The sequence below is a fragment of the Ensifer sp. Root278 genome (assembly GCF_001429285.1).
Classification (GTDB): domain Bacteria; phylum Pseudomonadota; class Alphaproteobacteria; order Rhizobiales; family Rhizobiaceae; genus Ensifer.
This window is the reverse complement of sequence record NZ_LMJJ01000041.1, coordinates 93,324-107,437: the sequence shown is the minus strand read 5'-3', so window position 1 is coordinate 107,437 and position 14,114 is coordinate 93,324. Positions and strand designations below refer to the sequence as shown.

Here is a 14,114-nt window from a genome sequence, read left to right as displayed (position 1 = left end):
GCAAGGCGAGGAGACAGGCATGATCGGCTACACCATGGTCGGGACGACGGACCTGAAACGCGCAGAGCGTTTCTATGATCCGCTGATGACGCTGATCGGCCAGGAACGCTGCTATTGCGACGAGCAGGTTTCCTCATGGGGCCGAAAGGACGACGACAAGGCGCCGCGCTTCTTCGCCTGCTACCCCTTCGACACGCGCCCCGCCTCGGTCGGCAACGGCGCGATGACGGCCTTCCTGGTGGAAAGCGCCGAGCTGATCGACCGGTTGTTCGAAACCGCTATGGAGCGCGGCGGTAGCGAAGAGGGAAAGCCGGGCTTCCGCCCGCAATACGGAGAAGGCTTCTACGCAGCCTATGTGCGCTGCCCGGACGGCAACAAGCTTGCCTTTGTCTGCTACGACGCCCGCACGGAAAAAAACGCCGCCTAGTCGGTCCTTTTGCCGGGCACCTAGCGTCGCGTCGACCAGCCGAACCAGAGCGCCACGGCCGCGAGCATCAGTGCGAGCACGCGCCGCACCAGGCGTTCGCGTGACGGCGAGTTGAGGACCGGCTCCAATGCACCTGCCAGAAGCACGATCGCGGCATGCACCGCAGTCGCAACGCCCACATAGATCGCAGCAAGCGTCAGGTTCTGTGGCAACAGCGGCCGCGCGTCGTCAACGAAGGTCGGCAGGACGGTGACGAAGAACAGGGCCGCCTTCGGATTGAGCAGATTGGTGATCAGGCCACGTTGAAAATAGAAGGATGCCGGCTTGCCGCTCGGACCGGCCTCCTCGCCGTCGCCGTTCCAGGCGTCGAAGGCAAGATAGAGCAGGAAGCCGACCCCAGCCCAGCGAAGTGCGCCGTAGAGCATGTCCGACTGACCGACAAACTCGGCAACCCCGAAGGAGGCGGCGAAGCCCACGAGTGCCAGGCCGAGCGCGACGCCGGCAACGGTCGCCATGCCGGGCCGACGCCCCTCCGAAGCCGCAACCATGGCGAGGTAGGCCATGTTCGGCCCGGGCGTCAGTTCGATGATGAAGGATGTCAGCAGAAAGGGCAGCAGGGTCGCTGCCCCGAGAATGAACGGATCCATGCGGGAGATTTCCATGTACTTGCAACGAGTCCTTGTCCGCAAGGACAGGTCAGCGACACCGCGTTGTCAAGGAAGATCAGGAAATCATCGGGAGAGAGCGCGCGGCCCATGAGGCGTCTGCCCCCTCACCGGTCGCATCGGACCAGCGAGGGAGCAGCGAAAAATCCGCCTCCGCAGGGTTGGAGGCGGAAAGGGGTCTCAAGCCACGCGGCGGACCGGCGGCATCGTCAGCTTACGGCCGCTGGCGACGATCAGGCCGGCAGCGCCCTCAAGCCAGTTGTCCCGAAGCTCGAGCGCCAGGAACCGGCTGCGCTCAAACGGGCCGGGCATGACGAGGTGCTGCGTGCGGCTCGCGAAGAAGCCGAAGCGCTCGTAATAGGCGGCGTCGCCCACGAGCAGGATCGCGCCATGGCCGCGGTTCTTGGCCTCTTCGATCGCCGCCCGCATCAGCATGGCGCCGATGCCCTTGCCCTCATGATCAGGATCGACCGCGAGCGGACCGAGCAGCAATGCCGGCAGGGCATGGCCTTCGCGGTTGACACCGGCTTCGACGTTCCACAGGCGAACGGTACCAATCACATGACCGTCGATATCACGCGCGACGAAGGCGAGGCCCTCGGCCGGCAGCCGGCCACTGCGCAGCTTTTCCGACGACTTGCGGCGCCGCTCCGGCCCCATGGCACGGTCGAGCAGGTTCTCGCGCGCGACGACGTCGCCCGGATTTTCGGCATCGATTACAAATGTAGTGGGCGCAAAGAATGCGCGCAGGGCGTCAACAACAGCGGCCATCGGGGCCTCCCGTCATCAAAACCGCTTCAGGCGGACCGAACAAAAATTGTGAAATGGCGCTCCCGCCCGAAGACGGGAGCAAACCGGATCAGATCACGTAGGCCTTCAGCGGCTCGAAGCCGTTGAAGGCGACGGCCGAGTAGGTCGTCGTGTAGGCGCCGGTGCCCTCGATCAGAACCTCGTCACCGATCGAAAGCGTGATCGGCAGCGGGTACATGTTCTTCTCATAGAGCACGTCGGCCGAATCGCAGGTCGGGCCGGCGAGAACGCAAGGCTCCATTTCGTCGGCATCGCGCGCCGTGCGGATCGGGTAGCGGATCGCCTCGTCCATGGTTTCGGCTAGACCGCCGAACTTGCCGATGTCGAGGAACACCCAGCGATGGGCGTCGTTGTCCGACTTTTTCGACACGAGAACGACTTCCGCCTTGATCACGCCGGCGTTGCCGACCATGCCGCGACCCGGCTCGATGATGGTCTCCGGGATGTTGTTGCCGAAGTGCTTCTTCAGCGCACCGAAGATCGCCTGGCCGTAGGCTTCCGCCGTCGGGACGTCCTTCAGGTACTTCGTCGGGAAGCCACCACCCATGTTGACCATCTTCAGCTCGATGCCGCGCTTGGCCAGCTGCACGAAGACGCGCTTGGCATCCGAGAGAGCCGCATCCCAGGCATCGAGCTTCGTCATCTGCGAACCGACATGGAACGAGACGCCGTAGGAGACGAGGCCGTGCTGATGGGCGTAGACGAGCACGTCGACGGCCATCTGCGGGACGCAGCCGAACTTGCGCGACAGCGGCCATTCGGCACCTTCGCCATCGGTCAGCACGCGGCAGAACACGCGGGCGCCGGGGGCCGCACGGGCGACCTTCTCGACTTCCTCGTGGCTGTCGACCGCAAACAAGTTGATTCCAAGCGCATGGGCGCGGGCAATGTCGCGCTCCTTCTTGATGGTGTTGCCATAGGAAATGCGGCTCGGGGTCGCACCGGCATCGAGCGCCATTTCGATTTCAGCGACGGACGCGCAATCGAAGGAGGAGCCGAGACCGGCGAGAAGGCGCAGGATTTCCGGCGCCGGGTTGGCCTTGACGGCGTAATAGATCGAGCTGTCGGGCAGCGCGTGGCGGAAGGCCTTGAAGTTGTCGCGCACGACGTCGAGGTCGACAACGAGGCATGGGCCTTCGGGTCGTCGGGTGTTGATGAAGTCGATGATGCGTGCCGTGGTCATGGCCATATTCCCCTGATCCAAAATGCTCCGCTTTCGCGGAGGACAAAGGGCATACGCGCACATGCGCTGGAACCAGCCGGTGGAGACCCCGGAACCATGCATGCGCTCGATGCGCGAACGGTGAATCAAAGCCCGCCTAGGCTTCAATTCGGCTTTGTCTGCCATGGATTGGAGGGGATAACCCAACCGCACTTCCGGCAATGAAGGTGTGCCTCTTCAGTAACCCCGGCTGTTGGAAAGCCGGCAGACACCAGAAAGGCCCGCACCGTCGTTGCTTCAAGATGTCCTCGCATTTCCCGGTTGGCCGGAATAGCGACTGGAGGGGTTAGTTCCAGGTACCTTACCGATACCCTCACCTAATCGAGGGTCGGCGGACACCCACAGGCACGTGCGACTTTGGGCAAGGGCGTAGGTAAGAAAAAAGCCTGTCGCAATCAAGAGTTTTTTCGCACTGGCAGTTGAATTTTTTTCCAAGCAGGCAAAACTGGCGGTGTTCACAAACATTGAACGAACTGCGCCGGATCGATCACTGCTGTAAATTATTGAAAAGGGTCATTATTTTCAGCATGCGCCGGTATCCGCCGAAACCGGTGCATCAGGCGCAAGCGACGGACAATCTGCCGTCGGCATCCTCGGCGCGAAAAGAGGCGTTCGCATCGAATCGGCGCAACGCGATTGAGAGCACGAAAGAAAGATTGCCATGGACACACTCACCCGCATCCGCGCCTTCATCGACGTCGTGGACGCCGAGGGGTTCTCGGCCGCCGCCAGGCGCGTCGGCAAGTCGAAGGCGCTACTTTCGAAATATGTGCGCGAACTCGAGGACGAGCTCGGCGCGCTGCTGCTCAACCGCACCACCCGGCAATTCTCGCTGACCGAAGCCGGCCATACCTACTACCGCACCGCCTCGGAAATCCTGAAGGAGATCGACAACCTTGCCGATCTCGTGCGCGCCAACAACTCCGACCTGAAGGGACGGCTGCGCATCACGGCGCCGCGCACTTTCGTCGATGCCGAGATCGGCCAGTCGCTCATCGACTTCGGCAAGCAGCATCCTGAGCTCTCGCTGGAGATCGTCTCGGACGACCGCTTCGTCGATCTCGTCGAGGAAGGCTTCGACGCTGCCATCCGCATAACGCGACTGGAGGATTCCACGCTTATCGCCCGCAAGCTCGACGATTTCCAGGTGCTGATCTGCGCCGCGCCGGAGTTTCTTGAGAAATCCGGCCCGATCGAACACCCGACCGATCTTTCCAAGCTCCCCTGTATTCTCGACACCAATGGCCGCTCCTATTCCAACTGGCGCTTCGTCGAGCCCGACGGCTCGGCCTTCACCGTTCCGGTCAGCGGCCCGATCGAGGTCAACAGTCCGCTTGCCGCTCTGAGGGCCGCCGTCTCCGGCATGGGCGTCGCGGTCATTCCCGATTTCATTGCCCGGCCGAAGATCGCGGCGGGCGAACTCGTGACGATGTTTGACGATTTCCTGCCGCGCGACCGCGGCATCTATGCGATCTATCCGCATCGCCGCTATTTGCCGGCCAAGGTCAGGACGCTGGTCGATTTCCTGCATGCCTGGTTCCGCAAGCCACGCTGACCGCCTCTGCACCACCGAAGCTGCCGCCGGCGCATGTGATCGGCCAAGTCCCAATTCCGTCCCATTTCCGGTACATTCCCGGAAACGAATCGCGGGAGATCGCCCCGCCGAAAGGATTGCCGTTTCATGAGAACCAAACGCCTCATCATGGCCGGCCTTGCCACCCTGCTTGCGCCGTCGCTGGCCCTTACCCATCCGCACATCTTCGCGGAAGCGCGCCTCGAGGTGGTCTCCGACGACAAGGCCGAAGTCAGTGAACTGCGAAACGTCTGGCGTTTCGACGAGCTGTTTTCGTCGAGCGTGGTGCTCGATTTCGACAAGAACTCGAATGCGATGCTCGATCCGGACGAACTGGCGGAAGTCGGCCAGACCGTGCTGGAGTCGCTGTCTGAGTACAATTACTACACGACGATCCTCGACAACGGCAAAACCATCAAGGTCAACAAGCCGGACAGCATCACCGTCGACTACAAGGACGGGCAGCTCATGATGATGTTCGCCGTCAAGCCGGCCGAGCCGATGCCGCTCAAGGGCAAACTTTCCTTCGGCGTCTATGATCCGACCATGTATACCGCGATGGATTTCGCGACCGACAACGACCTGACCGTCGTCGGCGACAAGATCAACGCCTGCGAACACAAGGTCGTCCGCCCTGATCCCGACGAGGTTCTCGCCGAGAACAAGGACACGCTGACCGATGCCTTTTGGAGTGATCCGACCGGCACGGACATGTCGAAGCTCTTTGCAACCAGGATAGAGATCACATGCTGAACACCCGCAGGATCGGACGTCTGGTCACGGCAGCGCTCATCGTCACGGCGCTGTCCGCAACGCTTGCGGCGGCCCAGTCGCCGCTCGGCATCGGCACGGCCGAGCCTGCATTCAAAACGACCGGTTTCCTCGGCGGTTTCTTCGCCTGGGTGAATATGGAGCAGCAGGGCTTCTACCGGTTGATGACCAACGCGTTGAAGGGCATGCGGGAAAACCCCTGGCAGCTCTGGTCGCTGGTCGGGCTCTCCTTCACCTATGGTGTCCTTCATGCCGCCGGCCCCGGCCACGGCAAGGCGGTGATCTCCTCCTACATGATCGCCAACGAGACCGAGCTGAAGCGCGGCGTAATGCTGTCGTTCCTTTCCTCGATCCTGCAGGGGATCGTCGCGATCCTTTTGATCGGCGCCGTCTATCTGCTGCTGCGCGGTTCGTCGATCAACATGACCACGGCGACGCGGTGGCTGGAAATCGCCAGCTACGCGCTCATTGCCGCTTTCGGCGGATGGCTGCTTCTGCGCAAGCTGCGGTCGATGCTGCGTCCGGTCGCCGTGGCCTCAATCGCCGGCGGCGGGCATATCCATCTCGCGCACGATCACGACCATCATCACCACGATCACCATCATCACGAACACGGCGGTCACCATGGGCACAGCCATGGCCCTGGCGAAGTCTGCGCGAGCTGCGGGCATGCGCACGCCCCCGATCCGTCGATGCTGAAGGGCGATCGTTTTGCGCTCCGGGAAGCCTGGTCGGCCGTTATCGCCGTCGGGCTGCGGCCCTGCTCCGGCGCGCTGATCGTGCTGTCGTTCGCGCTCCTGAACGGGCTCTATCTCGGCGGCGTGCTCTCGGTCTTCGCCATGTCGATCGGCACCGCGATCACCGTCTCGATCCTCGCGACCATGGCCGTCACGGCCAAGGGCGTTGCGCTGCGCTACGCCTCAAGCAGCTCTGCCGCAGCCCGGATCTCGAACGGCATCGAGATCGCCGGTGCAGCCTTGGTTCTGTTGCTTGGATTGGTTCTTCTCGGCGCGGCACTGCAGAGCTGACGCTCTGCGGCTTAAGCAGAAGCGATCGTCAAAGCCCGCGCTTGCGCTGGTAGCGGGCTCTCAACCAGAACAGCAGGAAGAAGCCGAGCACGAAGATCACGCCGAAGGCAGCGGCAAGCCAGGGCGAGATGTCGCCAAGCTTCAGCATGATCGACGGCAGCACGAAGAAGCCGAGGCCGGCGACGACGAGAATGATCGCAGCGGCGATCGCCGGTGACTTTTCCTTGTTCTGCATGACTTCCCTGCTGTTGTCTGATGCGACCGAGCGTCAGGCGCCTACTTGGACGCCTTCCGCTCCAAGTCCGCACGTATATCTTCAAGCCGCCGCTTCTGGCGACCATCCTCATCGAAATTATCAGCTGCGAGCCAGGTTTCGAATGCGGCATTGAGCAGCGGCCATTCGCTGTCGATCATCGAGAACCAGGCCGTGTCGCGGTTTTCGCCCTTGGAGATCATGTGCTGGCGGAAGATGCCCTCGAACGTAAAGCCGAGGCGCGCCGCCGTGTTGCGGCTTGCCATGTTCTCGCTGTGGCATTTCCATTCGTAACGGCGATAGCCGAGATCCTCGAAGACGTGCTTCGCCATCAGGTAATGGACTTCGGTCGAGAGCGGTGAGCGGGCCATGGGCGCGCCATGGGCGACAGAGCCGACTTCAACGACGCCGTTGGCGGGATCGGCGCGCATGTAGTTGGCCATGCCGACGACGATACCCGTCGCCTTGTCGCGAAACACTTCGGTGACCCAGCCGGATTTCTCCTGCGCCGCCGTCAGCCAGGCGTCGAAACCCTCGATATCCCTGAAATCCGGCTGCGTGAAATACTTGAGCAGCGGATTGATCGCCATGCCGCCGAGACCGTCCCAGAGGTCCTGAATATGCCGGTCACGCTCATAGGGCTCGAGCTTGACAAAGCGCCCTTCGAGCGCGACGCCCTTCGGCGCCGGGCATCCTTTCCAGTTCTTGAGATCACGCATCGGCCGCTCCTCCGTTACCCCTTGCACTTCGCAATAGGCCAGAGTGGCGACCGATACAAATTCAAACTGGTTATGAACTCTGTTCAAACTGGTTATGAACCCTGTTCAAACTGGTGATGCACCCATGCGGGACAGCCCAGAATGCTAGGCCGTAGCCGGCACCTTGGCGGCCGATACGGTCGCCTCGATGTGATCGACCAGCGCATCCGGAAGGCCGAGGCGGCCGGCCAGGAGGTCGAGATAGCCACGCTCCGCACGCGTCTCCGGCTCGATCGTCAGGCGCGATGCGGTATAGACCTCGACGCGCTCTTCTTCCGTCTTGGCCGCACCGACGATCGCGTCGATATCGACAGGGTTGGCAAGCTCGTTGTCGAGGAAGGCGGCGGCATCGGCCGAAAGGCCGGAGACCGACAGTTTGTCCATGATGTGCTGACGCTCGGCCTCGTCGATGTGCCCGTCAGCGCGCGAGGCCGCGATCATCGCCCGCACCAGGGTCAGCGCGAAATCGTGGCTGACGGCCTCCGGCGCAGAAGGGAAGCCGGAATCGGCCGGCGGCGGCAGGAGTTCCGGTTCCCCCTTGGCAACGTTTGCGCCTCCCGGCGTGTTGCCGGCCTGATAGTTTTTGTAGGCCTGGTAACCGAGACCCGCGATGGCCGCGAGGCCGCCGAGCACGGCGGCATTGCCGGCCAGCTGGCGACCCGACTTGGTGCCGAGCAGGACCGCGGCGATGGCGCCCGTCGCCAGCGGATTGTCCTTGGCAAGCTGCGTCGCCTGGGTCGCGCGATCGCGCACCGTGCCGCCGGCACCGGGCACCTGCGATCCCAGAAACTGATCCAGCAATTTCTTCGCGTCGAACATCGGGTTTCGCTCCTTGTCGGTTCCGGGCGGTTAAGGTCAACCGAAACGGAGCGCCGCCCGCGCTCGCGCCGTCGAATGGATTGAGACATAGGAACGTTGCAGGGGAAATACAAATTCGCGCCAGGCGCGTGTGACGAAGAACACCGCGACCAACGAAAAAGGCCGGGCTTTCGCCCGGCCTGCAAATGTAGAACGCAGTGCTTCCCGCTCAGCCCTTGAGGGCGAAGGCTTCGGCCGCAAGCTTGGTGATTCCGGCCCAATCGCCCTTGGCGACCAGATCCTTCGGTGCAACCCAGGAGCCGCCAACGCAGACGACGTTCGGAAGCGTCAGATAGTCGCGCGCGTTGGAAAGCGAGATCCCGCCGGTCGGGCAGAACATCGTGCCGGCCAGCGGCGAAGACAGCGACTTGAGATAGGCGGCACCACCGGCCTGTTCCGCCGGGAAGAACTTCATGACGTCGTAGCCTTCTTCACGCAGGCCCATGACTTCGCTCGCCGTCGCGGCACCCGGCAGCAGTGGCACGTCGTGGTCGTTCGCGACATCGATCAGTTCCTGCGTCGTGCCGGGGCTGACGATGAACTTGGAGCCGGCTTCGACCGCCGCTTCGAATTGCGCGGCATTGAGGATCGTGCCGGCGCCGGCAACAGCACCTTCCACTTCGTTGGCAACCGCGCTGATCGCTTCGAGCGCTGCCGGCGTGCGCAGCGTGATCTCGATCGCCCTCAACCCGCCGGCAACCAGAGCGCGCGCCAGCGGCACGGCGGTCGCGACGTCGTCGATCACGAGGACCGGAACGACCGGCTGCAATTTGAGGATGGAAAGAAGCCTGTCGGTTTTCGCGCTCATGCCGATCGTCCTTTTTAAAACGATTGAATATGCCCTCCGCATACTCCGCCGGCCACCGGTTGTCGAGACCTAAGGGCGCAAGTGTGCGGCATTCTCATGTAAGCTGAAGATAAAATATTACCTACAACAAAGAGATGACTTGAGCCTTCGCACGAAAGCGATAGTTTGATGACGGCGAGCCTATCGAAATGGCGGATTATCCATGGCGAAGGAAATAGAACGCAAGTTTCTGGTCGCGTCCGACGGGTGGCGAGAGCATGCGGACAAGGGCATCGACCTCAGGCAAGCCTATGTCGTCACCATGGACGACCGCTCGCTGCGCGTGCGCATCCACGGCAACAAGTGGGCGCGCCTCACCATCAAGATCGGCAAGTCGGCGCTGGTCAGAAACGAATATGAATACGATGTACCTATGGACGACGCCCGTGAGATGCTGACGCAGGCGGTCGGCATCGTCATTGAGAAACGACGATATCGCATCCCGTACAAGGGCTTCATCTGGGAAGTGGATGTCTACGAAGGCGCGCTCAAGGGCCTGGTCGTCGCCGAAGTGGAGATGAAGCGCGAGACCGACTTGCCGGCGCTGCCCAATTGGATCGGCCGCGAAGTCACCGGCGACCGCCGTTATTCCAACCAGGCGCTTGCCACAGAGGGGCTGATGGAACCCCAATCATGACCTACGCCTTCCGGCCCGGACGGCCGTTCACCGACGATTTCCGCGCCATTGCCGCCGAGCAATTCACGCAGGCGGTCATGACCCTCGAAGACCGCCCTGATGGCCTCCACGAAGCCATCCATGAGGCCCGCAAGAACTTCAAGCGTCTGCGTTCGCTCTATCGGCTCGTCGCCGCCGACGCGCCGCAATTCCAGAAGCACGAAAACGCGCGCATACGCGACATGGCCCGCAATCTCTCAACCGTCCGCGATGCGGCAGCGCTGGTGGAAAACGCTCAATACCTGAGGGCATCGGCTGCCAGCGTCGAACAGGAGAAGGCTCTCACCCACATTTGCAAGCGGCTGGAGAAACGTCGCGACCGCATCGCTGCCTGCGAGACCGACATCGAGGACCGCGTTGCCGCAACCATCGTCACTTGTGAACACGCCCTGCAAGCACTGGCCCATGTCTCTTTTGACGATCGTCGCCGTAGAACCGCCGCCCGACTGACGAAAGGCTGGCAGCAGACGCTCAAGCGCGCCGCCCGCGCCAAGGAAGCCTGCGGCTCGAGCACCGATGCCGGCGCCTTCCACGAGTTGCGCAAGCGGGCGCAGGACTACCGCATGCATCTGGGACTTATGCGCGACACCTGGCCGTCTGCTATCCAGGCCAAGCGCAGCGAGGCCAAGATGCTGGTCGACACGCTCGGCCACCTCAACGATCTCTCCGTCATGATCCAGTTGATTAACGAAGATCCGGCGCTGGCCGGCAACAGCCAGGACCAGGCCCATCTCATCGCCGCCGTCATTGCCCGGCAGGAAACCTTGCGAGACGACGCGTTGACACTGGCAGCAACGGTCTTCCAGGAGCAGCCCGACGAAGAGAGCCGGACGATCCGTCTGCTCTGGCTCGACGCCGCGCGCTAGCTGGGGCTCCCCGCTGTATTCGGCCGTCGAGCACCACCGCCAGGAAGACAAAACCCGCGGCGACGATCAGAGACACCACGTACAGCAACATGCGCCTTAGGGGTCTGCCGGCGAGATGGGCACGCCCTGGGGTCTGAGGGTCATAGCGTACGTCGACGCTTGTCCCGACGGGCTCGCCTGAATGAGGAAGCTCGGAGTCGAATTCGTGTGTGCGTCCCGCCCCGTCTGTGAACCGAATGATGGCGGTGTCGTAGTCCTCCCCACTCGACACTTGGACGATCCGTCCCTTGGTCGATGTTCCACGACGCCGAAGCAGCGCGTCACGCCGCAGCTTCCATGCGATATCCAACGCAAGTCCCACGCCGACGACCGAGAAAAGCAGACGGACCAAGCGAAAGTCCTCGGCTAACCACACATAGAGCGTGCTAAGGACGGCGCTCAGGTCCATGCCAGCGGCATTCGGATAGGATCGGGGGATCTGCCTGCGTGTACCCTGGCGCAGGAGTCTTCATTGTTACGCACCTTAGGTTTGCATGGCTCAGGGCCCCAAGTGATCTGCGTCTCCTCCCAGCTGGCGGTCCCGCTCTCTCGCGCATTGATCTCGCAAACAGCAGCGGCGCTCGCGCAATTCCTAAATCGCGCCTCCACCCTTTTGAGTTGCATATTAGCATCCAATTGTTTCTTGAACATGATGCGGAACCAAGACGCGATGCGATCCCGCCTGCGGTTTCCCGCCGGTTCATTCAACTCGTTTCATCGTGACCTGCAGCGACAGAGTGCCCCCTCTCGCCCGCCACGATTGCGCTTGCGGCGCGAAAGCTGTATTTGCACCGGCCATGACCGACATTTCCACCACCCCGCGCCCTGAGACCCATGGTGAGACCCACGGCCAGTTTCTGGTCGCCGCGCTCTATCATTTCGCAAGCTTCCCGCGCTTCGCCGAATTCCGCGAACCGCTGCAGGCCGTCTGCGACGAGAACGGCGTCAAGGGCACATTGCTCATCGCCCATGAGGGCATCAACGGCACGATCGCCGGCACGGATGCCGGCATCGCCACGGTGCTTGCCTTCCTGCGCGCGCAGCCGGAGCTTGTCGCATTGGAGCACAAGGAAAGCCGCGCGTCCTCGATGCCGTTTCTGCGCATGAAGGTGCGGCTGAAAAAGGAAATCGTCACCATGGGTGTCGAGAACATCGACCCCAACAAGATCGTTGGTACCTACGTCGATGCGAAAGACTGGAACGCGCTGATCTCCGATCCCGAGACGATCGTCATCGACACGCGAAACGACTACGAGACGGCGATCGGCATCTTCAAGGGCGCGGTCGATCCGCAGACCAAGACCTTCCGCGAGTTCCCGGACTGGGTGCGCAACCACACCGGCCTGCACAACAAGCCGAAGATCGCCATGTACTGCACCGGCGGCATCCGCTGCGAGAAGGCGACCGCCTTCATGAAGGAACAGGGCTTCGACGAGGTCTACCACCTCAAGGGCGGCATCCTGAAGTATCTCGAGGAAGTGCCGCAGGAAGAGAGCCTCTGGGAGGGCGCCTGCTTCGTCTTCGACGATCGCGTCTCCGTTACCCATGGTCTGGAAGAAGGCGAGCACACGCTCTGCCATGCCTGCCGCCAGCCGCTGACCAAGGCCGATCTCCTCTCGCCGCACCACGAGGACGGCGTTTCCTGCATTCATTGCTACGAGGTCCGCACAGACGAGGACCGCGAACGCTACCGCCAGCGCCAGAAGCAGATCGAGCTTGCGAAGAAGCGCGGCGAACGCCACCTCGGAAGCTGAACGGCGGTTTCGCCCCTCATCCGCGCGGTGAGGGAGGCCCCTCATCCGCCTGCCGGCACCTTCTCCCCGCAAGCGGGCGAAGGGAGATCTGGCGCCGTCTCATCACAGATCAGGCTCCGGCATTTGGGCCGCCGCTTTCAAGCAGGTCCCGACCGGCAGCGAAGGTTCCAGCACGACGGCCGCTGTCGGGCACGTCCCCTCGCCCCGCCTGCGGGGAGAGGGCTAGGGTGAGGGGCAAACCTGCTGCTGCAGCTACCCCGGCAGCGCCTCGCATTCATCCAGCGCCAACGCGCTGCGGTCCCATTCATGCCGGCTGCGGGTGAATATCGCATCGGTCGGCTGGAACACTGAGGGATCGTCGAGCGTGCCGGCATAGATCGACACGCGTGGATCCCCTGGCGGGCCTGAGCCGAAGACCTGGCTGCCGCAGGTTTCGCAGAAATAGCGGACCGACACATTGCCGTTTTCGGCGCGTGTCTCGTAACCGCGGCAGGTGCCTGACATTACCACGTTCGCGCGATCGAAGATCATGTAGCAGCAATGGCCGGTTCCGGTGGTGCGCTGGCAATCGCGGCAATGGCAGAACCCGGAATAGAGGGGTTGCCCCTTCGCCTCGTAGCGGATTGCGCCGCAGAGACAGCCGCCTTTCATCACACTCATGTCGTCTCCTCCTCGAAGCGTCGGGAGGATAACCGCGCGGAACGCACGATCAAAGCAAAACCGCGCGCCGGAATGCGGCGCGCGGTTGCTGTTTCGATCAGATAGAGAAGCTTACCAGCTCGGGATCAGCGCGCCCTTGAAGGTGTCGTTGATGAAGGCCTTCACCTTTTCGTCGTGGTAGGATTCGACCAGCGTCTTCACCCACGGCGCATCCTTGTCGGCCTTGCGCACGGCGATGACGTTGGCATAGGGCGACTTCTCGCCTTCGATCGCGATCGCGTCTTTCTTCGGGTGCAGGCCGGCTTCCATCGCGTAGTTGGTGTTGATGACGGCCGCATCGACGTCCTGCAGCGAGCGCGGCAGCTGGGCGGCATCAAGCTCGGCGAAGGTGATGTTCTTCGGGTTCTCGGTGATGTCGGCAGGCGTGACCTTCAGGCCGGCCTCTTCCTTGACCTTGATCAGGCCCTTGGAGGCGAGAACCAGCAGCGCGCGGCCGCCATTGGTCGGGTCGTTCGGGATGGCGATCGTCGCGCCGTCCTGGAGTTCGTCGAGGCTCTTCACCTTCTGCGAATAGACACCCATCGGCGTGGTAATCGTGGTGCCGACGCTGACGATCTCGAAGCCGCGATCGGCGATCTGGTTGTCGAGATAGGGCTGGTGCTGGAACGAGTTGGCGTTGAGATCGCCATCGGCCAGAGCCTGGTTCGGAACGACGTAGTCGGAGAATTCGAGAATCTCGATGTCGAGGCCCTTGGGTGCCGCGACTTCCTTCACCTTCTCCATGATCTGGGCATGTTCGCCCGGCGTGACGCCGACCTTGATGGTTTCGGCAAGCGCCGTGCCGGCGGTGAGAACGGCAATCGCTGCCGCGATGATGAGCTTCTTCATGGATGTCTCCTTGTTCACG

The 14,114-nt window shown here is 62.5% G+C and carries 16 protein-coding genes; 7 read left to right on the top strand and 9 right to left on the bottom strand.

All coding sequences use genetic code 11. The features are described from left to right. Positions 1-19: 19 nt before the first annotated feature. Positions 20-427: a VOC family protein gene (locus ASE60_RS26425; protein ID WP_057254568.1), complete on the top strand. Its 408-nt coding sequence runs from the start codon at positions 20-22 to the stop codon at positions 425-427. 20 nt (positions 428-447) lie between these two features. Here ASE60_RS26425 and ASE60_RS26420 read toward each other — a convergent pair whose 3' ends face one another. From ASE60_RS26420 to odc2, 3 genes are all read right to left on the bottom strand, one after another. Next, on the bottom strand, positions 448-1,074 hold the full coding sequence (locus ASE60_RS26420; protein ID WP_057254567.1) for a LysE family translocator: 627 nt from the start codon (positions 1,072-1,074) through the stop codon (positions 448-450). Positions 1,075-1,272: 198 nt separating this feature from the next. Beyond that, positions 1,273-1,863 (bottom strand): N-acetyltransferase, encoded by a 591-nt coding sequence (locus ASE60_RS26415; RefSeq protein ID WP_057254566.1) that lies wholly within the window; start codon positions 1,861-1,863, stop codon positions 1,273-1,275. Positions 1,864-1,951: 88 nt separating this feature from the next. Continuing rightward, positions 1,952-3,091: an ornithine/lysine decarboxylase gene (odc2, locus tag ASE60_RS26410; protein ID WP_218373492.1), complete on the bottom strand. Its 1,140-nt coding sequence runs from the start codon at positions 3,089-3,091 to the stop codon at positions 1,952-1,954. 694 nt (positions 3,092-3,785) lie between these two features. On the opposite strand from odc2, the gene ASE60_RS26405 reads away from it, so the two are divergent. From ASE60_RS26405 to ASE60_RS26395, 3 genes are all read left to right on the top strand, one after another. Further along, the gene (locus ASE60_RS26405) at positions 3,786-4,679 is read left to right on the top strand and encodes a LysR family transcriptional regulator (protein ID WP_057254565.1); all 894 of its coding nucleotides are present in this window, start codon (positions 3,786-3,788) and stop codon (positions 4,677-4,679) included. A gap of 126 nt (positions 4,680-4,805) precedes the next feature. Then, positions 4,806-5,450 carry a DUF1007 family protein gene (locus tag ASE60_RS26400; protein ID WP_057254564.1) on the top strand — a complete coding sequence of 215 codons (645 nt, stop codon included), beginning with the start codon at positions 4,806-4,808 and terminating at the stop codon, positions 5,448-5,450. Further along, positions 5,444-6,496, top strand: a complete 1,053-nt coding sequence (locus ASE60_RS26395) for a nickel/cobalt transporter (protein WP_057254563.1) — start codon at positions 5,444-5,446, stop codon at positions 6,494-6,496. The genes ASE60_RS26400 and ASE60_RS26395 overlap by 7 nt, the downstream gene beginning before the upstream one ends. 28 nt (positions 6,497-6,524) lie before the next feature. Here the strand turns inward: ASE60_RS26395 and ASE60_RS26390 are convergent, their stop codons facing one another. The 4 genes from ASE60_RS26390 to ASE60_RS26375 all read right to left on the bottom strand — a co-directional run bounded on the left by ASE60_RS26390 (position 6,525) and on the right by ASE60_RS26375 (position 9,173). After that, positions 6,525-6,731: a hypothetical protein gene (locus tag ASE60_RS26390; protein ID WP_034786975.1), complete on the bottom strand. Its 207-nt coding sequence runs from the start codon at positions 6,729-6,731 to the stop codon at positions 6,525-6,527. 41 nt (positions 6,732-6,772) lie between these two features. After that, complete coding sequence (locus ASE60_RS26385) at positions 6,773-7,468, bottom strand: GNAT family protein (RefSeq protein WP_057254562.1); 696 nt, start codon at positions 7,466-7,468, stop codon at positions 6,773-6,775. Between the two features lie 144 nt (positions 7,469-7,612). Further along, entirely contained in the window at positions 7,613-8,326 is a 714-nt protein-coding gene (locus tag ASE60_RS26380) for a tellurite resistance TerB family protein (RefSeq protein WP_057254561.1), read from the bottom strand. 208 nt (positions 8,327-8,534) lie between these two features. Continuing rightward, positions 8,535-9,173, bottom strand: a complete 639-nt coding sequence (locus tag ASE60_RS26375; protein WP_057254560.1) for a 2-dehydro-3-deoxy-phosphogluconate aldolase — start codon at positions 9,171-9,173, stop codon at positions 8,535-8,537. 202 nt (positions 9,174-9,375) lie between these two features. Here ASE60_RS26375 and ASE60_RS26370 point away from each other — a divergent pair, with 202 nt between their 5' ends. The 3 genes from ASE60_RS26370 (at position 9,376) to ASE60_RS26360 (ending at position 12,547) form a co-directional block, all read left to right on the top strand. Continuing rightward, a complete protein-coding gene (locus ASE60_RS26370; RefSeq protein ID WP_057254559.1) occupies positions 9,376-9,849 on the top strand; it encodes a CYTH domain-containing protein in 474 nt (157 codons plus the stop codon). After that, positions 9,846-10,754 carry a CHAD domain-containing protein gene (locus ASE60_RS26365; RefSeq protein ID WP_057254558.1) on the top strand — a complete coding sequence of 303 codons (909 nt, stop codon included), beginning with the start codon at positions 9,846-9,848 and terminating at the stop codon, positions 10,752-10,754. The genes ASE60_RS26370 and ASE60_RS26365 overlap by 4 nt, the downstream gene beginning before the upstream one ends. A gap of 836 nt (positions 10,755-11,590) precedes the next feature. Beyond that, complete coding sequence (locus ASE60_RS26360; RefSeq protein WP_057254557.1) at positions 11,591-12,547, top strand: rhodanese-related sulfurtransferase; 957 nt, start codon at positions 11,591-11,593, stop codon at positions 12,545-12,547. 252 nt (positions 12,548-12,799) lie between these two features. Here the strand turns inward: ASE60_RS26360 and ASE60_RS26355 are convergent, their stop codons facing one another. Beyond that, positions 12,800-13,207 (bottom strand): GFA family protein, encoded by a 408-nt coding sequence (locus ASE60_RS26355; protein WP_244495715.1) that lies wholly within the window; start codon positions 13,205-13,207, stop codon positions 12,800-12,802. A gap of 111 nt (positions 13,208-13,318) precedes the next feature. Next, the gene (locus ASE60_RS26350) at positions 13,319-14,095 is read right to left on the bottom strand and encodes a MetQ/NlpA family ABC transporter substrate-binding protein (RefSeq protein WP_057254556.1); all 777 of its coding nucleotides are present in this window, start codon (positions 14,093-14,095) and stop codon (positions 13,319-13,321) included. Positions 14,096-14,114: the final 19 nt, after the last annotated feature.